We start from the raw sequence: 21047 nt of genomic DNA, 5'->3' as shown, positions 1-21047 counted from the left end.
TGTCAATAGTCCTGCCAAGAGCCCCGTCGGCAGCCCTGCCGAGAGTTCGCGCGCGGCGTCGCGCGGAGGCCGTGTGGCCCCGGGCGGACCACGGTCGATACTGTGCAGTCATGCCCGACTACCACGATGATCTGCGTCTCGCCCACGTCCTCGCGGACGCCGCCGACGCCGCGACGATGGACCGGTTCAAGGCACTCGACCTGAAGGTGGAGACCAAGCCGGACATGACGCCGGTGAGCGAGGCCGACAAGTCCGCCGAGGAGCTGATCCGTGGTCACCTCCAGCGGGCGCGGCCGCGTGACGCGATCCTCGGCGAGGAGTACGGCGTCGAGGGCACGGGCCCGCGCCGCTGGGTCATCGACCCGATCGACGGCACCAAGAACTACGTCCGCGGGGTCCCCGTCTGGGCGACGCTCATCTCCCTGATGGAGGCGGGCGAGGGCGGCTACCAGCCGGTCGTCGGCGTGGTCTCGGCGCCCGCGCTCGGCCGGCGCTGGTGGGCGGCGAAGGGCGCGGGCGCGTACACGGGCCGCAGCCTCACCTCGGCGTCCCGGCTGCACGTGTCCAAGGTGAGCCGCCTGGCCGACGCCTCCTTCGCGTACTCCTCGCTGACGGGCTGGGAGGAGCAGGGCCGCTTCGAGGGGTTCCTGGATCTGACCCGGGCGGTGTGGCGCACCCGCGGCTACGGCGACTTCTGGCCCTACATGATGGTGGCCGAGGGCTCGATCGACCTGTGCGCGGAGCCGGAGCTGTCGCTGTGGGACATGGCGGCGCCCGCGATCGTGGTCACCGAGGCGGGCGGCTCCTTCACCGGCCTGGACGGACGCCCCGGCCCGCACAGCGGCAACGCGGCGGCGTCGAACGGACTGCTCCACGACGATCTGCTCGGCTACCTCGACGCGCGCTGAGCGGCGCTCGTAGGACCTACGAGCGCCCTCGAACTCGCTTCCCGCGCCCCCTTGTTGGTGCTCCCTTTACCTGTAACTCTGAGAGTCCCCCCACTTGTGAACTTGTGAATCGTTTCTCGTACCCGGGACCGGTTCCACAGGTGGCCCCACAGGAAGGTGGCTCCATCCATGCTCGTCCGTGACGCCATGAGCACGATGGTCCTCACCATCGGCCCCACCCACACCCTGCGCCAGTCGGCCCGGTTGATGTCGGCGCGGCGCGTCGGAGCGGCTGTCGTCCTCGACCCCGACGGCTGCGGCATCGGCATCCTGACCGAGCGCGACATCCTCAACTCCCTCGCACTGAACCAGGACCCGGACCACGAGAGGGCCGGTACCCACACCACCACCGACGTCGTCTTCGCCGCCCCGTCGTGGACCCTGGAGGACGCGGCGGACGCGATGACCCACGGCAACTTCCGCCATCTCATCGTGCTCGACGGCCGGGAGCCGGTCGGCATCGTCTCGGTCCGCGACATCACCCGCTGCTGGACCCCGGCGAGGCGGCACACGCCCGCACCGACGCTGACGGCCTAGACGAGAGGGCCGGCTCCCCTGGGGAGCCGGCCCTCCTACCTAGCCTGTGCGGGTCAGACCAGGTCGAACCGGTCCAGGTCCATGACCTTGCTCCACGCCGCGACAAAGTCCTTCACGAACTTCTCCTTGGCGTCGTCGCTCGCGTAGACCTCAGCCACCGCGCGCAGCTCGGAGTTGGAGCCGAAGACCAGGTCGGCGCGGGTGCCGGTCCACTTGACCGCGCCGCTCGCGTCGCGGCCCTCGAACTCGTCCTGCGCGGAGGACGTCGACTTCCACGTCGTGCCCATGTCGAGCAGGTTGACGTAGTAGTCGTTGGTCAGCGTGCCCGGACGGTCGGTGAGGACGCCGTGCTTGGACTGACCGGTGTTGGCGCCCAGGACGCGCAGGCCGCCGACGAGGACGGTCATCTCGGGGGCGCTCAGCGTCAGCAGGTTCGCCTTGTCGAGCAGCAGGTACTCGGCCGGCAGGCGGTTGCCCTTGCCCGCGTAGTTGCGGAACCCGTCGGCGGTCGGCTCGAGCGCGGCGAACGACTCGACGTCCGTCTGCTCCTGCGCGGCGTCCACCCGGCCCGGCGTGAACGGCACCTCGACGTCGAAGCCGCCGTCCTTGGCCGCCTTCTCGACGGCCGCGGAGCCCGCGAGCACGATCAGGTCGGCCAGCGAGACCTGACGGCCGCCCTTGGCGTTGAAGGACTCCTGGATGCCTTCGAGCGTGCGCAGCACCTGCGCCAGCTCCTCCGGGTTGTTGACCTCCCAGTTGCGCTGCGGCTCCAGGCGGATGCGGGCGCCGTTGGCACCGCCGCGCTTGTCGCTGCCGCGGAAGGAGGAGGCGGAGGCCCAGGCGGCCGAGACGAGCTGGGCGACCGTGAGGTCCGAGCCGAGGACCTGCTCCTTGAGGGCGGCGATGTCCGCGGCGTCGATGATCTCGCCCGTGCGCTCCGGCAGCGGGTCCTGCCACAGCAGCGTCTCGGACGGCACCTCGGGGCCGAGGTAGCGGACGACCGGGCCCATGTCACGGTGCGTCAGCTTGTACCAGGCGCGGGCGAAGGCGTCCGCGAACTCCTGCGGGTTCTCGTGGAAGCGGCGCGAGATGGGCTCGTAGATCGGGTCGAAGCGCAGCGCGAGGTCGGTCGTGAGCATCGTCGGGAGCTGCTTCTTCGACGCGTCGTGCGCGAGGGGAACCGTCGCCTCGGCGTTCTTCGCGACCCACTGGTTGGCACCGGCGGGGCTCTGGGTCAGCTCCCACTCGAAGCCGAAGAGGTTGTCGAAGAACTCGTTGTCCCACGCGGTGGGCGTGCTGGTCCAGGTCACCTCGAGGCCGCTGGTGATGGCGTCGCCGCCCTTGCCGCTGCCGTAGGTGCTGGCCCAGCCGAGGCCCTGCTGCTCGATGGGGGCGGCCTCGGGGTCGGGCCCGACGTTGTCCGCAGGACCGGCGCCATGGGTCTTGCCGAAGGTGTGGCCACCGGCGATGAGGGCGACGGTCTCCTCGTCGTTCATCGCCATCCGGCGGAACGTCTCACGGATGTCGCGGGCCGCGGCGATCGGGTCCGGGTTCCCGTTGGGGCCCTCGGGGTTCACGTAGATGAGACCCATCTGCACGGCGCCGAGCGGGCTCTCCAGCTCGCGGTCGCCGGTGTAGCGCTCGTCGCCGAGCCAGGTCGTCTCGGGGCCCCAGTAGACGTCCTCCTCGGACTCCCACACGTCGGGGCGGCCACCGGCGAAGCCGAAGGTCTTGAAGCCCATCGTCTCCAGCGCGACGTTGCCGGTGAGGATCAGCAGGTCGGCCCAGGAGATGGACTGGCCGTACTTCTGCTTGACCGGCCACAGCAGGCGGCGGGCCTTGTCCAGGTTGCCGTTGTCCGGCCAACTGTTCAGCGGCGCGAAACGCTGCTGACCGGCACCGGCGCCACCGCGGCCGTCGCTGATGCGGTACGTGCCGGCGCTGTGCCAGGCCATGCGGATCATGAGCGGGCCGTAGTTGCCGAAGTCGGCGGGCCACCAGTCCTGCGAGGTGGTGAGCACCTCGGCGATGTCCCGCTTCACGGCGGGCAGGTCGAGGGCGTTGAACGCCTTCGCGTAGTCGAAGTCCTCACCGAGCGGGTTCGCGACCGCCGGGTTCTTGGCGAGGATCTTCAGATTGAGCCGCTCCGGCCACCACTGGGTGTTGCCACCGCCCTGGGTCGGATGCTTGGCGCGGCCGTGCGCGACCGGGCAGCCGCCCGTCTCCTCCGTCTTCGCGTCCGTGACGATTGCTTCATGGTTCTCGGTCATGCGAACCCTTCCGGAGTCTGTCCTGTCGCTTGGCCCTAGCCAATGCTTGATCCTACAATGGACAATGTCTAAGTCAAGCAAAGCTCCAAAGTCACATCCATTCGGGATGCGGTCCCCCAACTGTTAGGCTGGATTCCATGAGTGACCTCCTTGACCGACTGCGCGGACGCGGCTGGCGCATGACCGCGCAGCGGCGCGTCGTGGCAGAGGTTCTCGAAGGGGACCATGTCCATCTGACGGCCGACGAAGTGCACGCACGAGCGGTCGCGAAGCTCCCGGAGATCTCGCGGGCCACGGTCTACAACACGCTGGGCGAGATGGTGTCGCTTGGCGAGGTCATCGAGGTGGCCACGGACAAGCGGGCGAAGCGCTACGACCCGAACGCGCACCGCCCGCACCAGCACCTGGTCTGCGGCCAGTGCGGCCAGATCCGCGACGTCCATCCCACGGGCAACCCGCTGACGAGCCTCCCCGACTCGGAGCGCTTCGGCTTCACGATCTCCGACGTGGAGGTCACGTACCGCGGCCTCTGCCCGAACTGCGCCGGGTGACTCGCGCCCGAACTGTGTTACGCGCAAGAGGCCCGCACCTGCTGGTGCGGGCCTCTTCTGCGTGGACGACGCTGTAGAGCTACAACCGTCCGTACATATGCCTGAGGCCCGGAACCAATGGTTCCGGGCCTCAGGTCTTCAGTAGCGGGGACAGGATTTGAACCTGCGACCTCTGGGTTATGAGCCCAGCGAGCTACCGAGCTGCTCCACCCCGCGCCGTTGAACACAACCTTACGGGACGCCTCCCACCAGCGCAAATCCCCGCCGGGGGCGGTCCGGGGCGGGGGCAGCCCAGAGCCTGGGCCGCCCGCTCAGGCCGACAGTTCCTGGCGCAGGGCGTCCCGCAGCCGGCCCGCCCGCTCGGCCACCTCGGCGGGGCCGAGCTCGACGGCCCGGCTCGCCCACTTCTGGCCCTCCACCAGATCGCCGCGCCGCGCGCACAACAGGGCGAGGCGGAGCGCGGCCCGGCCGTGCCCGGCGTCAGCGGCGCGCTTCCACCACAGGGCCGCCTCCGGTTCGCTCCCCTCGCGGGCGAGCAGCAGCCCGAGGTTGAAGGCTCCGTTGCGCGAGCCCGCCTCGGCGGCCTCCCGGTACCAGCGCGCCGCCTCGACCACGTCGCCGCGCACGGCGGCCAGCATGCCGACGCGGACCTGCGCGCGCCGGTGCCCGTGCTCGGCGGCCCGCTCGTACCACTCCTCGCACTCGCTCTTCACCGTGACGGGCTCGCCCAGCTCGTGCCGGGTCTCGGGCGGGCGGCGCACGTCGAGCAGCGAGGCGAGCCGGTACGCGGCCTCGGGGCTGCCCCCGCCCGCGGCGCACCGCAGATGCCGCTCGGCGCTCGGCTCGTCACCCTGGCGCAGGCGCGCGATACCGGCCTGCAAGGCGGCTTCCGTGTGCCCTCCGGCGGCGGCCCGCTCATACCAGCGCAGGGCCTTCTGGTCGGCCTCCGGCTCGTCGCGGCCCGCGTACAGGATGCCGAGGTTGAAGGCGGCGTCGACGCTGCCCGCCTCGGCCGCCTTGGAGAACCAGGGCTCGGCGCCGACCGCGTCGCCGTTCTGGAGGAGCAGCACGGCCAGCGCGTTGGCCGCCTCGCGGTGACCCGCGTAGGCGGCGCGGCGGTACCAGCTCTCGGCCTGCGCGGTCCGCTTCTGCTCGGCGCAGAGCAGGCCGAGGTTGTACGCACCGTTGTTGTCGCCCGCGTCCATGGCGGCGCGGTACCAGCGCTCGGCGGTCTGCGTCTCGCCGCGCTGGGCGTGCAGCGCGCCCAGCGCGTTCGCCGCGTTGCCGTCGCCGTCCTGCGCGGCGCGCAGCCACCACACGGCCGCGCTCTCCTCGTCCCCGGCGTCGCGCAGCAGGAAGGCGAGGGCGCACGCGGCGCGCGGCTCACCGTCCTTGGCGGACGTCAGGTACCAGCGGCCGGCCTCCTTGAGGTCGCCGCGCTTCTCCAGGATGGAGCCGAGATGGAGCGCGGCGCGGCGGTGTCCGCGGGCGGCGGCCTGCCGGTACCACTGCTCGGCCTCGGCGGCCGGCTTCCTGTTCTCGTCCGTGACCAGTACGTCCTCGGGGCCGAGGCGCGCGGCCTCCCGGTCCAGGGCGCGGGCGAGGCGGTACGCCGCCTCGCGGTGCCCGCGCTGAGCGGCGACCCGCATCCAGCGCTCGGCGCCGACGTCGCTGCGGTGCTCCAGGAGATCGGCGAGGGCGTACGCGCCGAGGGTGTGGCCCTGCTCGGCGGACTGGCGCAGCCAGTACTCGGCGGCGGGCTCGTCGCCGCGCTCGCGGAAGTGGCGGCCGAGCGCGTGCGCCGCGGGGGCCGAACCGGCGACGGCGGCGATCCGCCACCAGCCGGCGGCCTCGTCGGCGTAACCGCGCTGGTGCAGCAGGACACCCAGGTTGTTGGCGGCGGCCCGGTCGCCCGCGCCGGTGGCGCCGCGCAGCAGGGGCTCGGCTCCGTCGAGATCACCGCGGCGCAGCAGGATGGCGCCGAGGACGCTCATCGCCTCGACGTCGCCGGCCTCCGCGGCCAGCCGTCGGCGTGCTTCTTCTGCTGCCTCGCCGGATTCGTCCCGGTCAGAAGGCTGCACAAACCGCCCTGTCTCCAACAGAGTTGCCTTGTCCCCCATAACGTCCATCGTCGCACCACCTGCAACCTGGGTACACCTCGTATACCGCAGCCAGTGAGGTCACTTCAGCGTTTTGTCGACATGCCCACAGGGCGACAAGTGAAACACAATTATCCGAACTCACCCCGTGCGGCGCGGCGTTCGTACTGTCTTGATACACAGTTCGCACATGCCAGCGGCCCGTGACACCCGGGGCCTCGACGCACCGAAGGCCCGGAAGCTGCTGCTTCCGAGCCTTCGATCATGAGTAGCGGGGACAGGATTTGAACCTGCGACCTCTGGGTTATGAGCCCAGCGAGCTACCGAGCTGCTCCACCCCGCGCCGTTGTGTTCAAACCGTACCACGGCGCGGGGGGAGCCCCGGACTCAGTCGCCGGCCCCCTTCTTGTCGGCGCCCTTGCCGTCGCTCTTCTGGTCGGCCTTGGCGTCCTTGTCGGCCTGCGTCTGGGCCTTGTCGGCGCGCTGGAGGGCGTCCTGGAGCTTGTCCTGGGCCTCGCCGTACGCGGCCCAGTCGTTCTCCTTGAGGGCCTTCTGACCGTCCTCGAAGGCCTTCTCGGCGTCGGCCAGCGCCTCCTTGACGGTGGAGTTCGCCGGTGGCTTCGTCGTGTCCCCACCGGGCTTCTCCGGCTCCGCCGGTTGCGCCCCATCCACTTCGAAGGCCTGGTTGAGCGCCTCCGACAAGGAGTCGGCGAAGCCCGTCCGGTCGCCGTAGGAGACCGCGACCTTGCGCATCAGCGGGTACTCGGCGTTGCGCCCCTGGGCGTAGATCGGCTCCACGTACAGGAAGCCCTTGTCGAGCGGCACCGTCAGCAGATTGCCGTACAGGACCGTCGAGTCGGCGCCCTTCATGTCACGTACCCAGTTCGCCACCGGGTTCGAGGAGTTGAGCTTGTTCTGCACCTGCTCAGGTCCGTAGACCTTGTCCTCGGTGACTCTCAGGAGCCTTATGGTCCCGTAGTCCTTGCTCGTCGCGTCGGCGTCGACGGCCATGAAGGCCCGTAGATTGGGCCGGCCGCTGGGCGTGAACGTCGTCGTCAGTGAGAACTGCTGACTGGTCTGGCCCGGCATCTTCATGGACAGGTAGTACGGCGGAACCGCGCTGTTGTCCTTCTTCGTCGGGTCGTTGGGGACCTGCCAGGCGTCGGACGCGTTGTAGAACTGGTCCGAGTTCGTGACGTGGTACAGGCTCAGCAGCTCGCGCTGGACCTTGAACATGTCCTGCGGGTAGCGCAGGTGCTCCTTGAGGTCCGCCGGGATGGCGCTCTTCGGCTCGACCGTGCCGGGGAACGCCTTCTTCCAGGTCTTCAGGACCGGGTCGGCGTTGTCCCACGTATAGAGCTTGACCTCGCCCGTGTACGCGTCGACCGTCGCCTTCACCGAGTTGCGGATGTAGTTGACCTGGTTCTGCTGGGTCACCACCGCGCGCTGGTTGTCGCCCTCGTTGAGGGAGTCGGCCGTCGTGTCGCCCAGCGTCGTACGGGACGCGTACGGATAGCCGTTCGACGTCGTGTACGCGTCGACGATCCACTTGATCTTGCCGTCGACGACGGTCGGATAGGCGTCGCCGTCGATGGTCAGCCAGGGCGCGACGGCCTCGACGCGCTCCTTGGGCGTGCGGTTGTACAGGATCCGCGACCCCTCGCCGATGGCGCCCGAGTAGAGGATCTGCGGCTCGCTGAAGGCCACCGCGTACGCGGCGCGGTTGATCGGGTTCGAGAGGTTGACGCCGCTGTCGCCCTTGTAGCTCGTGGTCTTCTGCGTGCCGTCGTCCTGCTCGTAGTCCAGCTCCTTCTGCGGCCCGCCGACGATCGAGTACTGCGTCGTCTTCTCGCCGTAGTAGACCCGCTGGTTGTAGTCGCCCAGGTCGCCCGTGGTCGGCAGGCCCGACTGGGTGAACTGGGGGGCGCCCTGGGCCGTCGACGTGCCCTTCGCGGTCACGGCACCGAAGCCGTGCGTGTACACGAAGTGGTCGTTGATCCAGTTGCGCTTGTCCAGCTTGCCCAGGTTCAGCTCACGCAGGCCGACGACCGTGTCCACGCCGTTGTAGCGGTCCACGTCCAGGGTCGTCGGGAACTGGTAGTACTTCCGCTGCTGTTCGAGCTGCTGGAAGGTGGGCGACACGATGTTCGGGTCGTTCAGGCGGTAGCTCGCCGCGGAGTCGGAGTCCGTGCGCTGCTTCTTGGTGTCGTCCGAGCTCTTGCCGCTGTAGTCGACCGGGTTCGCCTTGTCGATGCCGTACGCCTTGCGGGTCGCCTCGATGTTCTTCTCGATGTACGGGGCTTCCTTGGACTGCTCGTTCGGCTGCACCTGGAACTTCTGGACGATGGCCGGGTACAGGCCACCGATCAGGATCGCCGAGAGCACCATCAGGCCGAAGCCGATGACCGGGAGCTGCCAGGTACGGCGCCACAGTGTCGCGAAGAACAGCACCGCGCAGATGACAGCGATGCAGAACAGGATCGTCTTCGCGGGCAGGTACGCGTTCGCGTCGACGTACCTGAGGCCCGTCCAGTTGTCGGTCGCCTTGAAGTCACTCGACTTCACGGTCAGCCCGTACCGGTCCAGCCAGTACGCGACCGCCTTCAGGGTGACGAACACGCCCAGCAGGACGGACAGGTGCCCGGTCGCCGCGGCGGTGGCGCGCGCGCCCGGGCTGGTGACGCGCAGCCCGCCGTACAGGTAGTGCGTCAGCGCGGCGGCGACCAGGCCGATGACGGTGGCCGCGAACCCGAAGCCGAGCAGGAAGCGGTACCAGGGCAGGTCGAACGCGTAGAAGGCCACGTCCATGTGGAACTGCGGGTCCTTCTGGTGGAACGGCACCCCGTTCACGAACATCAGCCACGTACGCCACTGACCGGCGGCCGAGGCACCCGCGATGAGCCCCACCAGGGCGGTGACACCGAGCAGCAGCCATTTCTTGAAGGGCGCGATGCCCATGCGGTAGCGGTCGAGGCTCTGCTGCTCCATCGACATGGCGCTGAGCGGCGGGCGCAAGCGGTGCGCCAGCCAGATGTTCACGCCGACGACGAGCGCCATGAGCAGACCGAAGACGAAGAAGAGCCCGATCTTCGTCCACAGCGTCGTCGTGAAGACGGACGAGTAATTGACCGATCGGTACCAGAGCCAGTCCGTCCAGAATCCGGCGAACATGACGAAGGCCATGCCGAGCACGGCCAGGACGCCCAGCGTCAGCAGCAGCGTCCGGGCACGCCTGGACGGGCGGCCCACTCTGATCCGCGGCCCCGTCGGGCCTCCGCCGCGGTCCGGCATCTGGAAAGCCAAGGTGCGCACCTCGAAGTTGAGTAATCGATCGGCCGGGCCCCCGAGACCGGGGACCCATCACCTATGCAACTTACTCACGCTTTACTCAGTTCCCGCTTCGGGGGAGGAACGAGGCAGGATTGTGACCATGTCCAACACACCCATGGCAGCGAGCCCCCTCACCCGGGCCGTACTCGAGATCGACGAGTACGCCTCCGGCCTCGGCTGGGACCAGCCCGCCCGCCTCTTCGCCCTGGTCGACACCGCCGCGCTGCGCGCCCAGGAACCCGCTCTCGCCTCCCAGCTCGGCCTGGAGGGCGAGCAGGAGACCACCGGTCTCACCCCGATCGAGCAGGACGAGATCCCGGCCGACAAGGCGCTGGACGAGTTCCTCGCCACCATCGCCTGGCCCGACGCCGTCGTGGGCTGCGCCCTGACGGTGGAGCGCCTGATGCTGCCGCCGTCCGCGGAGGCCACCGTCCCGGAGGGGCTGAGCGAGAAGAAGCTCGCGGCGTGGGTCGCCGAGCACCCGGACCGCCAGGAGGTCCGGATGACGGTCGCGGTGCTGCGCGACGGCTCCCGCGACTCGGCCCTGCGGCTGCGGGAGAAGGACTCGCCGACCGAGGTCCTCACCGGCTCGCAGCTCGTGCCCGGTCTGGCGGAGGCCCTGTCGGCGACGTTCGCCGAGTGAGATTTCCCTCGTCACGGGGAGGGACGCGCCGGGAGTCTCCGGCGCGCTCCTCTTCGTAGACAGTCGCGGATTCCCGGCCTCGGCTCAGCCTTTGGTCGTGCACGCGGGCAGGTCGGCGGTGTCGCCGCTGCGGATGTCCTTCAGAGCGTCCATGGCGTCGCCGATGGTGTTCACCTTGACGAGCGTGAGCCCGTCCGGGGTGTCCTTGGCCGCGGTCGCGCAGTTGTCCTTCGGCGTCAGGAAGTACTGCGCGCCCTTCTCCCGTGCGCCGACGATCTTCATGCCGATGCCGCCGATGGGGCCGACCTTGCCGTCCTCGTCGATGGTGCCGGTGCCGGCCACGAACTTGCCGCCGGTCAGGTCGGTGGGCGTGAGCTTGTCGACGATACCGAGGGAGAACATCAGGCCCGCGCTGGGGCCGCCCACGTCGGCGAGCTTGATGTCGATCTGGAACGGAAAGGTGTGGTCGGTCCCCGCCTGGATGCCGACGATGGCGCGGTCGTCCTCGGCCTTGCCCGTCTTGATCGTCACCTTCTCCGTGCGGGTGGCCTCCTTGCCCGCCTTCTCGGCGGCGGCGGCCTCCTTGACGGGAACGACGGTGAAGACGACGTTCTCGCCCGGCTTGTGCCGGGTGACGAGCTTCGCGACGTCGGCGGGCTTGGTGACCTCGGTGCCGTCGACGGCCTTGACGACGTCACCGGCGTGCAGCTTGCCCTCGGCGGGGCTGTCCTTGACGACGGTGGAGACGATCACCCAGGACTTCACGGGGATGCCCAGCTCGTCCAGGGCGGCGACCTTGGCGCTCTCCTGGGACTGGCTGAACTCCTCGGCGTTCTCCTGCGAGGACTGCTCCTCCGTCTGGCCGTCCGGGTAGAGCGTGTCGTGCGGCACCACGATGCTGTCGTGAGCGAGCCACCCATAGACGGCGGACACCAGGTTCATGTTGAAGTCGGCACTGGTGACGCGGACCGTCGTCATGTTGAGGTGCCCGGTCGTCTCGTACGTCCGGTGACCGGAGATCTGGATGACGGGTTCGCCCTCGTGGTCCCCGAGCGTGTTCACCGTCGGACCCGGAGACATCTCCGCGTAGGGCACCTTGATGAGCACTCCGGCACAGAGCAGCGCGATCAACATGAGGGTCGAGGCGAGCATCGTCGCGGTGCGGCGTGGCATGGAACGACAGTACGGGACGTGCCTGTCGGAGCACCTGTGGGGCCGGTCCGTCGAACCGACGCCGTGTCAGGTCCCGCCGGCCCTGCCCAGGCCGCGCTCAGGCCCCGGAGTTGGACTTCTCCATGGCCTCGCGGAAGCGTTCGTATCCGCTGAGTTCGTTCACGTCGCCCGCCTTGTGGCGGTGGCGGCCGGCCCAGGAGCCCCACAGCGCCGCCCCCACCGCGGCGATCACCGGAATCAGCAGCCACAGGAGCGCTGCCATGCCGACCTCCCGACCCCGTGTGCCATCACAACTGACTGATCAGCAGATTAACCATCCGCACAGTCAACGCTCGCCGCAGGGGTGCGGTTACGCAACCGGAGGGTCAGCAGGCCCCCACCCACTCCTCGGTGCCGTCGGAGAACGTCTGATGCTTCCAGATGGGCACTTCGTGCTTCAGGTCGTCGATGAGCTTCCGGCACGCGTCGAAGGCCTCACCCCGGTGCGGGCACGACACGGCGACCACGACGGCCAGATCGCCCACGGTCAGATCACCGATCCGGTGGACGGCGGCGAGGGCACGCACGGGGTACTCGGCGACGACCTTCTCCGCGACGCGGCGCATCTCCGCCTCGGCGGTCGGATGACACGAGTAGCCCAGTCGCTCCACATCGCTTCCGCCGTCGTGATTGCGCACCGTCCCCACGAAGAGCGCGGTGCCGCCCGCCGCGTCGTCCCCGACGGCCTTGAAGACCTCGTCGACGGAGAGGGGCGTCTCACGGACGGCCAGCAGCTTGATGGGGTCCTGGGCCGCCTGCTCACCGGGGTGGTCGTGCTGGGTGGGTGCCATGTCCTCATCGTGCCGTACGCCGCCGACAACCGTGAATAGCGTTTTCGACCGGCACGCGCGTGTGGAGACTTGGAGCCTCCTACAGGCACGCGGTTTCGTGGGATCAGATGCGCCGTCGGGCCTTGCGCACCCGCCGGACGACCGCCGCCGTACCCAGCAATGCCACCGTCGCGCCCGCGGCTCCGGCCGCCGTCGCGTCCTTGCGCCCCAGTCGGCGGCCGGCGACCGTGCGGCGTCCGGCGACCTCTTCGAGCAGTTCGGAGAGGACCTCCTCGTTCGTCCACCGGGGGCGCCATCCGGCGTCGTGCAGCCGGCTCCCGCTGACGACCCACGGGTACATCGTGTAGGCGAGGTCCCCGGCCGGGGAGGGCGTCAGGCCGATCCGGTGCAGCCGCGCCGCCGCGCCGAGCGCGACGGTCGACGGCAGTTCCATGCGCCGGATCCCGCTGAGCTCCTCGACCTCCTCCTGCTCCAGCCAGCCGTCACAGCCGACCGCGAGCTCTCCGTCGACCTTCTCCAGGACGGCGTACTCCAGAGCGCTGCACAGGTCCTCCACGTGGCAGAACTGCCAGGCGGGCCGTGAACCGGCCACCACCAGGAGGCGCGGTGACTCGAAGTAGCGCGTCAGGGCCGTGTCCGTGCCGCCGACGAGGATCGCGGGGCGCACCACGGTGACGTTGAGTCCGGGGTGCGCGCGGGGGGCCCGCCGGGCGAGCCGCTCGATCTCCAGGAGGTCGCCGACGCCCGTGGCCTCCGCCGTGGCGCGCAGCTCCGCGTCCTCGGAGAGGGGCAGCTCGTTGTCCTCGAGCGCGCCGTAGACCATCGCCGAGGTGCACAGGACGACGCGGTGGACCCCGGCGGCGGCCGCGGCGGTCAGCACCGTCTGGGTACCCCGTACGTTGTACGCGGTACGGGCCGCGGCGTCGGACTCCAGGTCGAGGTCGAGCGCCAGGTGGACGACGACGTCGGCGCCGCGCAGCTTCTCGGCGATGGCCGGGTCACGCACGTCCAGGATGTGCCAGGTGGCGGCGGCGCACTCGCCGCGCCGCTCGTCGATGGCGAGCACCTGCTTGATCGCGTCCGACGCGGCGAGCCGCTCGGTGAGCAGGGCGCCGGTGCCGGAGGCGGCACCGGTGACCGCGACGACGGGTCCGCGCACGGCCGGACTGGTTGAGGGGTTTCGCGCTGCGCGAACCTGCGGATCTGGGGAACTCACCGGGCGTCTCCAGCGGTTGTCTTCAGTACGTGCGTGTATGACGCGTACGTACCAGGAGGCATCCATCCTGCCGCAGGCCATGAGTCGGCGAAGCACCGAGGCCCGATCGCGTCACGGTGTCTACGCTGGGTGTGTAGTCGGGCAGTCGCCGCCGGGACAGAAACCGGTGGCCTTACCAGCCGAGGAATCCCGTGAGTGACACCCCATTTGGTTTCGGCCTTCCGCCTGAGGAGCCGGACGACGGCGACGAGGGCAAGAAGAAGGACCAGCAGGGTGGTGGCGGTCAGGGACCGGCCAACCCCCTCGGATTCGGGTTCCCGGGCCTGCCGGGGGCGGGCGGCCCGGGCGGTGCGGGCGGGGACAACCCGTTCGCGGCGATGTTCGGCTCGATGGATCCGAACGATCTGGGGGCGGCCTTCCAGCAGCTCGGCCAGATGCTCTCCTACGAGGGCGGCCCGGTGAACTGGGACATGGCCAAGGACATCGCGCGCCAGACGGTCTCCCAGGGCACGCAGGACGGCGTGAAGGACGCGAGCGTCGGTCCCGCCGACCGGACCGCCGTCCAGGAGGCCGTGCGCCTGGCCGACCTGTGGCTGGACGACGCGACGTCGCTGCCGTCGGGCGCCGGTTCCACGGTGGCGTGGAGCCGCGCCGAGTGGGTCGAGGCGACCCTTCCCGCGTGGAAGGAGCTCGTCGACCCGGTCGCCGAGCGGGTCGGCCTGGCCATGGGCGATGTGCTGCCCGAGGAGATGCAGGCCATGGCGGGCCCGCTCATCGGCATGATGCGCTCCATGGGCGGCGCCATGTTCGGTTCCCAGATCGGGCAGGCCCTCGGCGTGCTCGCGGGCGAGGTCGTCGGCTCCACGGACATCGGTCTGCCGCTGGCCCCGGCCGGCAAGGCGGCGCTGCTGCCGCTGAACATCGAGGCGTTCGGCAAGGACCTCGGCATCCCGAAGGAGGAGGTCCGCCTCTACCTGGCGCTGCGCGAGGCCGCCCACCAGCGGCTCTTCCAGCACGTGCCGTGGCTGCGCTCGCACTTGTTCGGCGCGGTCGACGGGTACGCACGCGGCATCAAGGTCGACACCACGAAGCTGGAGGACGTGGTCGGCCAGTTCGACCCGCAGAACCCGGAGCAGTTGCAGGAAGCGCTCCAGCAGGGCATGTTCCAGCCGGAGGACACCCCGGAGCAGAAGGCCGCCCTGGCGCGCCTGGAGACGGCTCTCGCGCTCGTGGAGGGCTGGGTCGACGCGGTGGTCCACGCCGCCGCGAAGCCGCGTCTGTCGTCCGCCGACGCGCTGCGTGAGACGCTGCGCCGCCGCCGGGCCTCCGGTGGCCCCGCGGAGCAGACGTTCGCGACGCTGATCGGGTTGGAGCTGCGTCCGCGTCGCCTGCGCGACGCCTCGCGCCTGTGGGCATCGCTCACGGATGCGCGCGGGGTGGACGGCCGTGACGGGCTGTGGGCCCACCCGGACATGCTGCCGACCGCCTCGGACCTGGACGACCCGGACGGTTTCGTCCACCGTGAGCAGCTCGACTTCTCGGAGCTGGACAAGATGCTCGGCGAGGCAGCCGACGGGCCCTCCGCCAAGCCGACGCTCTCCAAGGACGACCCGGACGGCGCGGACCGTACGGGCGACACCGGCAGCGCCGACACCACGGACGACAACAAGGGCGACAACGACAAGTGACCCTGTACGACGATGCGGTCCTCGTGCTCAAGGGCTACGAGGACCAGCCGGAGCTGCGCCAGGGCTACCTGGACCATCTCGCCGCTCACGGTGAAGCGGCGATGTGGAAGTCCTGCACCGAGGGTCATCTGACGGCGAGCGCGCTGGTGGTCGACGCCGAGCGGGGCCGGGTCCTGCTCACGCTGCACAAGAAGCTGCGGATGTGGCTCCAGATGGGTGGTCATTGCGAGCCCGGTGATCCGACGCTGGCGGCGGCGGCGCTGCGCGAGGCGACCGAGGAGTCCGGCATCCCGGGGCTCACCCTCCGCGCGGGTGGCCCGGTCCGTCTCGACCGGCACGCCATCCCGGGTCCGTGCACCGAGCACCTGGACACGCAGTACGTGGCACTCGCCCCGGCGGACGCCACGGAGGCGATCAGCGACGAGTCCCTGGACCTGCGGTGGTTCCGCTACGACGAGGTCGCGGACGTGGCCGACGCGTCGGTGGTCCGCCTCGTGGAAGCGGCCCGCGCCCGTCTGTAGGACGTACGCACCTGTGCATGTGTAAGGGGCGGGCCCCATTGGCACCCGCCCCTTACAGCCTGCCTGGACGCAGGCATCAGCTCCAGACGTTGCCCTGGTTCTGGCCGCGGGCCCCTTGCTGCCCCATGCCGTACTGGGCCGCGATCCCCTGTCCGCTCACCGAGTTCTGCGGCGGCAGCAGTTCGCTGGGCTGGACGAGCGCGTAGCCCTGCCCCATGAAGCTGAGTTCCCAGCCCTCGCCGGTGTTGCCGCGGCGCCGCCAGATGCCCGAGGAGTGCGTCTGTGCCTGCATCTGCACCCGAAGCCCGGTCGACCAGGCGACGACGGCGTCCGCGTCGGCGTTGACGTAACGGTCGGGCGTGACGGGCAGCATCAGCGGCTGGCCCGAGGTCATCAGCGCGACCTTGCCGCGTCCGGTGATGTTGAGCTGGTACTTGCCGGAGCCGGAGATGCCGAACTGGCTGTCCACGGCGATGACCTCGTGGTGCAGCGACGAGTCCATCGCCAGCACGTAGCTGCTGTCGACGGTCAGCCCGTCCTGCTCCACGTCCACCACATGGATGTACTGGGCGAGGTTCGCGAGGTAGACGGTGCCCTGGCCGTGGCAGCGCATGAGGTCGAGGCCCTCGCCCGTGTGCGCGCGGGAGCGGCGCTGTCCGGTCGTCTGGATCTCGCCGTCGAACTCCATCAGTCCCTGGTAGGCGACCATCGAGCCCTTACGGGCGAGGATGTCGTCGTGGCCTTCCAGGGCGACCCGCAGCAACTGCGGGTTCTGCAGCGTGTAGCGCTCCTGGGACTGCTGCTCGGTGCATGCGAAAAGCGGGCTCTGCATGATGTGTTCGCTCCCCCTCAGCCCCGGGCTCGGAGACGGTCGGTGCTGTCTTCACTGGGCTGTACGACGACGATGCCCTCCCCGGAGAAGCCCATCTGGTAGGCCTCACCGCTGCCGCGCCCGATGAGCGAGGCGGCCTTGAAGCTGCGCTTGCCCTTCACCTTCAGATTCGGTGACCAGGCGATGAGCGCGTCGGGGTCGACGTAGGTCTCGTCCTCGCCACGCCCGCAGTCGACGACGATGGGGGTGCCGCGCGAGGTCAGGGCGACGTGCCCCTGACCGCTGACCTTGATGTTCCACAGGCCCTGCCCGGCGAACTTGGCGAGGCCCTTCACGCGCTCGACGCCCCACTGGAGGTGCGCGTCGAAGGCGAGCAGGTTGGTGCCGTTGACGGAGATCGACTCGCCGCCGAGGTCGATGACGACGATGTCGGCTCCGTAGTCGGCGAGGTAGAGCAGACCGTCACCGGAGCACTTCATGAGGGGCGCGCCCTCACCGGTGATCCAGTCACGCGCGATCTGGCGTACGGCGGGCGGGTTGGGCTCGTACTGGACGAAGCCTTCGTAGGCGACCATCGAGCCCACGCGCGCGAAGAGGTCGTTTCCGGTCTGCATGGCGACCTTCAGCATGTTGCTGCCGTGGTTCTCCATGCGGGCGGCTACCGGGGTCGGGGCGAAGCCCGCGAGCGGCTGGTTCATGACGGGCTCCCTCAGACCTCGTACGGCTGGACGACGATGAAGTTGCCGGGTGCGCCCCGGAACTGGAGGTTGACGCTCTCCCCGCTGTGGCCGGGATAGGCGTTGCGGCGCATCCGGACCTGGCTGGAGACGATCGCCTGCGCGGCGGCGGACCAGGCCACGACCGCGTTGCAGTCGGCGAACGTCGTCGGCGTCACCGGCAGCACGACGGGCGTTCCGTGCGTCTTGACGACGACGGTCCCGGTGCCCTGGAACTGCATGATGAACAGGGCGCCTCCGGGGATGCCGTGCCCCTCGATCCTGCGCACTTCGTACTGAAGGCTCTCGTCGAAGGCGAGGACGTTCTCGGCGGAGACGCAGATCGCGTCGCCCTGGAGCTCTATGGGGTGCAGGTAGGTGGCCTCCTCGGCGAGGAAGACCTGACCGCGGCCGGTGCAGCGCATGAGCTGCATCTCCTGGCCGGTGGCGTTGCCCACGATGCGCCCGGCGAACCCGGCGCCCTTGTAGCCGAACTCGACCTTGCCCTGGTAGAGCACCATGCTGCCCTGCCGGGCGAGCACGGGCTGGTCGCCGCCGGCTCCGAGGTCCACACGGATGAGCTTCTTGTTCTGGAGCGTCCAGCGCTGCCCGGTGGGGGCCTCGCGGTACTTCTCCAGGGCGGCTGCCACACCCGGCGCTCCGGCCTGCTGCGGGGCGCCTTGAGGAGCACCGTACGGGGAGGGAGCGGCGGGCGGCTGACCGTAGCCGGGCGGCGGGGTCGGTGCCGGGGGCTGCTGGCCGTAACCGGGCGGCAGGCTCGCACCGCCCTGACCCGGTACCTGCCCGTACTGGGGCTGCTGGGGCGGTTGCCGATCGTAGGGAGCGGGCGGCGGTGGCGGAGGCACCGCGCCCGGCGGCGTGGTCAGCGGCGCGACCATGGTCGGCGCAGCGTGCACGGGCGGCACGGCCGGGGAGGTCGCCGGCGGAGGCGCCGGGCTCTGCGGCGGCGCGAAGGGCTGCGCAGCGGGCGCGGGAGCCGGTGCCGCGGGGGCGCCGAAGGCGGGCGGCGCGGTCGCCTGGGCGGGCGGCGCGAAGCCGGGGGCCTCGGCGGGCTGCGGCTGCGCGGCGGGCTCCTCCTCGGCGACCTCTCCGCCGAAGTTCCTCAGCAGCGCGTCCAGACCCCCGTCGAAGCCCTGGCCCACGGCCGCGAAACGCCACACGTCCTTGAGGTAGAAGTCGCCCAGCATCACGGCGCGCTCGGTGGAGAACTCGCCACCGTGGAAGGAGTACCGGGCGACCTCCTCACCTCCGGCGACGATGCGGATGTACCCGGGTGCCACCTGCGACATCTGGCCCGGACCGTCGAGCGTCGCGGTGAACGACAGCTTGTGGATGTTCGCGGGGATCTTGTCGAGCGTGACGCGGAAGGACTCCGAGTCACCGGCCTGCGCGCCGAGCAGTTGGACGGACTCCTCGGGCGTCTTGGGCTGGTTGAAGAAGACGAAGTACCGGTCGTCGGACAACCGCTCCTCGGCGTCGAGGCCGAAGCAACTGATGTCGAAGGTCAGTCCGGGGCCGGTGATCTGCACGCCGACGTACAGATCGGTGCCCGCGGTGAGGTCGCTGATCTTGGCCTTGTGGCCGCGTTGGAATTCCCTGGCCATGCGTAACGACCGTCCCCCATCCCGATGGTGATTGCGTCGCTCAGGCTAACGGCAAACACCGGGGCCGGAAGAGGCCGGTACAGCCCTGGTACAGAACCGGACCAGTGGGCCTTCACTCACCGCGCGCGGGCGGCAGATGCGGCAGGCGGTCCGCCGCGACCACCCCTTCGAGGTAACCGCGCGCCCGCTCGGTGCGGGGGTACGCCTCCAGAAGCTGCCAGAAACGAGGTCCGTGGCCGGGAACCAGCAGATGCGCCAGCTCGTGGACGAGCACGTAGTCGACGACGTACTCGGGCATGCCCTGCAACCGGTGCGAAAGACGGATGCTGCCTTCCGCGGGGGTGCAGGAACCCCACCGGGTGTTCTGATTGGTGACCCAGCGCACCGATGCGGGCCGGGCCTTGCCGCCGAGGTACTGCTCCGAGAGCCGCCCGGCGCGCTCGGCCAGCTCCGCGTCGCCGAGGACCCGCTTGCTCTCCTGCGCCGCGAGCTTGTCGAGCATCACGCTCACCCAGCGCTGTTCCTCCGCCTCCGACATCCGGGCCGGGATGAGCACCACGGTGCGGTCGCCCTCGCGGTACGCGGAGACCGTCCTGCGGCGCCGGGCACTCCTGCGGATTTCGACCGCGCTCACCCCCGGACCGCCTGGCGGCGGGCTGGTCGTGCTGCGCTGTGTAGTCGTGGCACGGTGCGGAGGGTCGGCGGGCACGCCCCGACGTTACCGGGTGGGCAGGGCGGAAGTCCCGCCTCCAGGACTGTTCGGTGTGCTCCCACGCCCCCGCCGACTTGACTTGTACGACTATCACCCACTGCCTGTGGACAACCTTCGGCACGCTTTCGGCCGAGCGGGCAGGCTGGCCCTCTCGATCGACGCGATCAGCACAACACGGGGGACAGTCATGCATCCGATCCTGAAGCCGGCGCTGCGGCGCGGCTGGCACGATCTGAACACGGTGCAGTTCGGCCTGACACCGGCGCACGCCGTGGTGCTCGGCCCGGTCGACACGGCCACGGGCAGCTTCCTCACCCTGCTCGACGGGACGCGCGGGGTGCCGTTGCTGCGCGAGGAGGCCCAGCGGATGGGCCTGCCCGACGGACATGTGGACGCGCTTCTGGAGCGGCTGACCGGCGCGGGGCTCCTCGACGACGCCACGGGCGGTGGTCCGGCCGCCGAGGCACTGCGCACACAGACGCGGGCGATGGACCGGCTCCGCCCCGACCACGCCGCGCTGACGGTGACCACGGCGGAGCCGGCCGAGGCGATGCGGCGACTGGCGGCCCGGCACAGCATGCGGGTGCAGGTCAGGGGCGCCGGGCGGGTCGGCGCGGTCGTGGCCTCGGTCCTCGCCGCCGCGGGCGTCGGCCATGTCGACGTCCGCGACGGCGGCTGCGTCGAGCCGTGGGACGTGGCCCCGGGCGGGCACCCGCCGGAGGCGGTCGGCGAGCGCCGCGACGTGTCGGCGCGCCAGGTGGTGCGCGCCGCCGCACCGAGTCGGCCCCCGCGCCCCGACCGTCGCAGGACGCAGACCCGTCCGGTCGACGGGGACCAGGAAGACCCCGCCCTCTCCCTCGTGATCATCACCCCCCGCGACGGGCTGGCGATCCACTCCCCCGACCCGGCCGCCGCCGAGGACCTGATCGCCGCCGGCATCCCCCATCTCTACGCCGGTGTGACCGAGGCCACCGGAATCGTGGGCCCCCTGGTCCTGCCCGGTGGCACCGGTTGCGCGCATTGCCTGCTGCTGGGGCGCGCGGAACGCGATCCGACGTGGCCGCGGCTGCTCGCCCAATGGGGATCGGGGCACGCCGCCCGCCAGACGCAACCCTGTGACCTGGGTCTTGCCACCGCCGTGGCAGGTCTCGCCGCGGCCCATGGACTGACCTTCCTGGACGGGGAGCTGCCGTCCACCACCGGTGCGCGCTGGGAGACGGCCGCCCCGGGCCTCGACTGGCACGCCCGCCCGGTATGGCCGCATCCGCAGTGCCCGTGCGGTGCGGGTGAGGGAGGTAACGGGCAGGAGACCCCCGTGGAGCACGAGCCGCACGACACAATGGCGGGGTAAGCAATC

At 70.3% G+C, this 21047-nt stretch carries 18 protein-coding genes and 2 tRNA genes; 7 read left to right on the top strand and 13 right to left on the bottom strand.

Annotation, left to right across the window (positions count from 1 at the left end; genetic code table 11):
* Window positions 1-110 precede the first annotated feature (110 nt).
* Both hisN and ACIRF8_RS23065 read left to right on the top strand, forming a co-directional pair.
* Window positions 111-908: a histidinol-phosphatase gene (gene hisN, locus ACIRF8_RS23070; protein ID WP_404217323.1), complete on the top strand. Its 798-nt coding sequence runs from the start codon at window positions 111-113 to the stop codon at window positions 906-908.
* 168 nt (window positions 909-1076) lie between these two features.
* Window positions 1077-1484: a cyclic nucleotide-binding/CBS domain-containing protein gene (locus tag ACIRF8_RS23065; RefSeq protein WP_404217322.1), complete on the top strand. Its 408-nt coding sequence runs from the start codon at window positions 1077-1079 to the stop codon at window positions 1482-1484.
* Between the two features lie 53 nt (window positions 1485-1537).
* Here the strand turns inward: ACIRF8_RS23065 and katG are convergent, their stop codons facing one another.
* Window positions 1538-3754, bottom strand: coding sequence for a catalase/peroxidase HPI (gene katG, locus ACIRF8_RS23060; protein WP_404217321.1), 2217 nt, complete (start codon window positions 3752-3754; stop codon window positions 1538-1540).
* Between the two features lie 137 nt (window positions 3755-3891).
* On the opposite strand from katG, the gene ACIRF8_RS23055 reads away from it, so the two are divergent.
* Window positions 3892-4305 carry a Fur family transcriptional regulator gene (locus ACIRF8_RS23055; protein WP_404217320.1) on the top strand — a complete coding sequence of 138 codons (414 nt, stop codon included), beginning with the start codon at window positions 3892-3894 and terminating at the stop codon, window positions 4303-4305.
* 142 nt (window positions 4306-4447) lie between these two features.
* Here the strand turns inward: ACIRF8_RS23055 and ACIRF8_RS23050 are convergent.
* From ACIRF8_RS23050 to ACIRF8_RS23035, 4 genes are all read right to left on the bottom strand, one after another.
* Window positions 4448-4521 (bottom strand) — tRNA-Met (locus ACIRF8_RS23050).
* A gap of 95 nt (window positions 4522-4616) precedes the next feature.
* Window positions 4617-6434, bottom strand: coding sequence for a tetratricopeptide repeat protein (locus ACIRF8_RS23045; protein ID WP_404217319.1), 1818 nt, complete (start codon window positions 6432-6434; stop codon window positions 4617-4619).
* Window positions 6435-6673: 239 nt separating this feature from the next.
* Window positions 6674-6747: transfer RNA gene (locus ACIRF8_RS23040), tRNA-Met, on the bottom strand.
* A 44-nt stretch (window positions 6748-6791) separates the two neighbouring features.
* A complete protein-coding gene (locus tag ACIRF8_RS23035) occupies window positions 6792-9695 on the bottom strand; it encodes a UPF0182 family protein (protein ID WP_404217531.1) in 2904 nt (967 codons plus the stop codon).
* Between the two features lie 133 nt (window positions 9696-9828).
* Here ACIRF8_RS23035 and ACIRF8_RS23030 point away from each other — a divergent pair, with 133 nt between their 5' ends.
* A complete protein-coding gene (locus ACIRF8_RS23030; protein WP_404217318.1) occupies window positions 9829-10377 on the top strand; it encodes a PPA1309 family protein in 549 nt (182 codons plus the stop codon).
* Window positions 10378-10461: 84 nt separating this feature from the next.
* Here ACIRF8_RS23030 and ACIRF8_RS23025 read toward each other — a convergent pair whose 3' ends face one another.
* From ACIRF8_RS23025 to ACIRF8_RS23010, 4 genes are all read right to left on the bottom strand, one after another.
* Window positions 10462-11550 (bottom strand): PDZ domain-containing protein, encoded by a 1089-nt coding sequence (locus ACIRF8_RS23025; RefSeq protein WP_404217317.1) that lies wholly within the window; start codon window positions 11548-11550, stop codon window positions 10462-10464.
* A 97-nt stretch (window positions 11551-11647) separates the two neighbouring features.
* A complete protein-coding gene (locus ACIRF8_RS23020; RefSeq protein ID WP_404217316.1) occupies window positions 11648-11812 on the bottom strand; it encodes a hypothetical protein in 165 nt (54 codons plus the stop codon).
* Window positions 11813-11915: 103 nt separating this feature from the next.
* Window positions 11916-12380, bottom strand: coding sequence for a molybdenum cofactor biosynthesis protein MoaE (locus ACIRF8_RS23015; RefSeq protein WP_404217315.1), 465 nt, complete (start codon window positions 12378-12380; stop codon window positions 11916-11918).
* A 103-nt stretch (window positions 12381-12483) separates the two neighbouring features.
* Window positions 12484-13596 (bottom strand): SDR family oxidoreductase, encoded by a 1113-nt coding sequence (locus ACIRF8_RS23010; RefSeq protein WP_404217314.1) that lies wholly within the window; start codon window positions 13594-13596, stop codon window positions 12484-12486.
* Window positions 13597-13787: 191 nt separating this feature from the next.
* Between ACIRF8_RS23010 and ACIRF8_RS23005 the strand changes: the two genes are divergently transcribed.
* Window positions 13788-15284, top strand: coding sequence for a zinc-dependent metalloprotease (locus ACIRF8_RS23005; protein ID WP_404217313.1), 1497 nt, complete (start codon window positions 13788-13790; stop codon window positions 15282-15284).
* Window positions 15281-15805: an NUDIX hydrolase gene (locus ACIRF8_RS23000; protein ID WP_404217312.1), complete on the top strand. Its 525-nt coding sequence runs from the start codon at window positions 15281-15283 to the stop codon at window positions 15803-15805. The genes ACIRF8_RS23005 and ACIRF8_RS23000 overlap by 4 nt, the downstream gene beginning before the upstream one ends.
* Before the next feature lie 76 nt (window positions 15806-15881).
* On the opposite strand, the gene ACIRF8_RS22995 is transcribed toward ACIRF8_RS23000, so the two are convergent.
* From ACIRF8_RS22995 to ACIRF8_RS22980, 4 genes are all read right to left on the bottom strand, one after another.
* Window positions 15882-16637 carry an AIM24 family protein gene (locus ACIRF8_RS22995; protein WP_404217311.1) on the bottom strand — a complete coding sequence of 252 codons (756 nt, stop codon included), beginning with the start codon at window positions 16635-16637 and terminating at the stop codon, window positions 15882-15884.
* Between the two features lie 17 nt (window positions 16638-16654).
* A complete protein-coding gene (locus ACIRF8_RS22990; protein ID WP_404217310.1) occupies window positions 16655-17335 on the bottom strand; it encodes an AIM24 family protein in 681 nt (226 codons plus the stop codon).
* Between the two features lie 11 nt (window positions 17336-17346).
* Window positions 17347-18978, bottom strand: a complete 1632-nt coding sequence (locus ACIRF8_RS22985) for a TerD family protein (protein ID WP_404217309.1) — start codon at window positions 18976-18978, stop codon at window positions 17347-17349.
* Between the two features lie 112 nt (window positions 18979-19090).
* Window positions 19091-19687 (bottom strand): M48 family metallopeptidase, encoded by a 597-nt coding sequence (locus tag ACIRF8_RS22980; protein ID WP_404217308.1) that lies wholly within the window; start codon window positions 19685-19687, stop codon window positions 19091-19093.
* 190 nt (window positions 19688-19877) lie between these two features.
* On the opposite strand from ACIRF8_RS22980, the gene ACIRF8_RS22975 reads away from it, so the two are divergent.
* A complete protein-coding gene (locus ACIRF8_RS22975; protein ID WP_404217307.1) occupies window positions 19878-21041 on the top strand; it encodes a TOMM precursor leader peptide-binding protein in 1164 nt (387 codons plus the stop codon).
* Window positions 21042-21047: the final 6 nt, after the last annotated feature.

Source organism: Streptomyces sp. NPDC102406 (genome assembly GCF_044765725.1).
Classification (GTDB): Bacteria; Actinomycetota; Actinomycetes; order Streptomycetales; family Streptomycetaceae; genus Streptomyces.
The sequence above is the reverse complement of the archived record's forward strand: the minus strand, read 5'-3'. Positions and strand labels throughout refer to the sequence as shown.

What these genes read in the sequence shown, in the direction of transcription:
- hisN (WP_404217323.1), top strand. Translation starts at nt 111, where the DNA reads ATGCCCGACTACCACGATGATCTGCGTCTCGCCCACGTCCTCGCGGAC.
- ACIRF8_RS23065 (WP_404217322.1), top strand. Translation starts at nt 1,077, where the DNA reads ATGCTCGTCCGTGACGCCATGAGCACGATGGTCCTCACCATCGGCCCC.
- katG (WP_404217321.1), bottom strand. Translation starts at nt 3,754, where the DNA reads ATGACCGAGAACCATGAAGCAATCGTCACGGACGCGAAGACGGAGGAG.
- ACIRF8_RS23055 (WP_404217320.1), top strand. Translation starts at nt 3,892, where the DNA reads ATGAGTGACCTCCTTGACCGACTGCGCGGACGCGGCTGGCGCATGACC.
- ACIRF8_RS23045 (WP_404217319.1), bottom strand. Translation starts at nt 6,434, where the DNA reads ATGGACGTTATGGGGGACAAGGCAACTCTGTTGGAGACAGGGCGGTTT.
- ACIRF8_RS23035 (WP_404217531.1), bottom strand. Translation starts at nt 9,695, where the DNA reads ATGCCGGACCGCGGCGGAGGCCCGACGGGGCCGCGGATCAGAGTGGGC.
- ACIRF8_RS23025 (WP_404217317.1), bottom strand. Translation starts at nt 11,550, where the DNA reads ATGCCACGCCGCACCGCGACGATGCTCGCCTCGACCCTCATGTTGATC.
- ACIRF8_RS23020 (WP_404217316.1), bottom strand. Translation starts at nt 11,812, where the DNA reads ATGGCAGCGCTCCTGTGGCTGCTGATTCCGGTGATCGCCGCGGTGGGG.
- ACIRF8_RS23015 (WP_404217315.1), bottom strand. Translation starts at nt 12,380, where the DNA reads ATGGCACCCACCCAGCACGACCACCCCGGTGAGCAGGCGGCCCAGGAC.
- ACIRF8_RS22995 (WP_404217311.1), bottom strand. Translation starts at nt 16,637, where the DNA reads ATGCAGAGCCCGCTTTTCGCATGCACCGAGCAGCAGTCCCAGGAGCGC.
- ACIRF8_RS22990 (WP_404217310.1), bottom strand. Translation starts at nt 17,335, where the DNA reads ATGAACCAGCCGCTCGCGGGCTTCGCCCCGACCCCGGTAGCCGCCCGC.
- ACIRF8_RS22985 (WP_404217309.1), bottom strand. Translation starts at nt 18,978, where the DNA reads ATGGCCAGGGAATTCCAACGCGGCCACAAGGCCAAGATCAGCGACCTC.
- ACIRF8_RS22975 (WP_404217307.1), top strand. Translation starts at nt 19,878, where the DNA reads ATGCATCCGATCCTGAAGCCGGCGCTGCGGCGCGGCTGGCACGATCTG.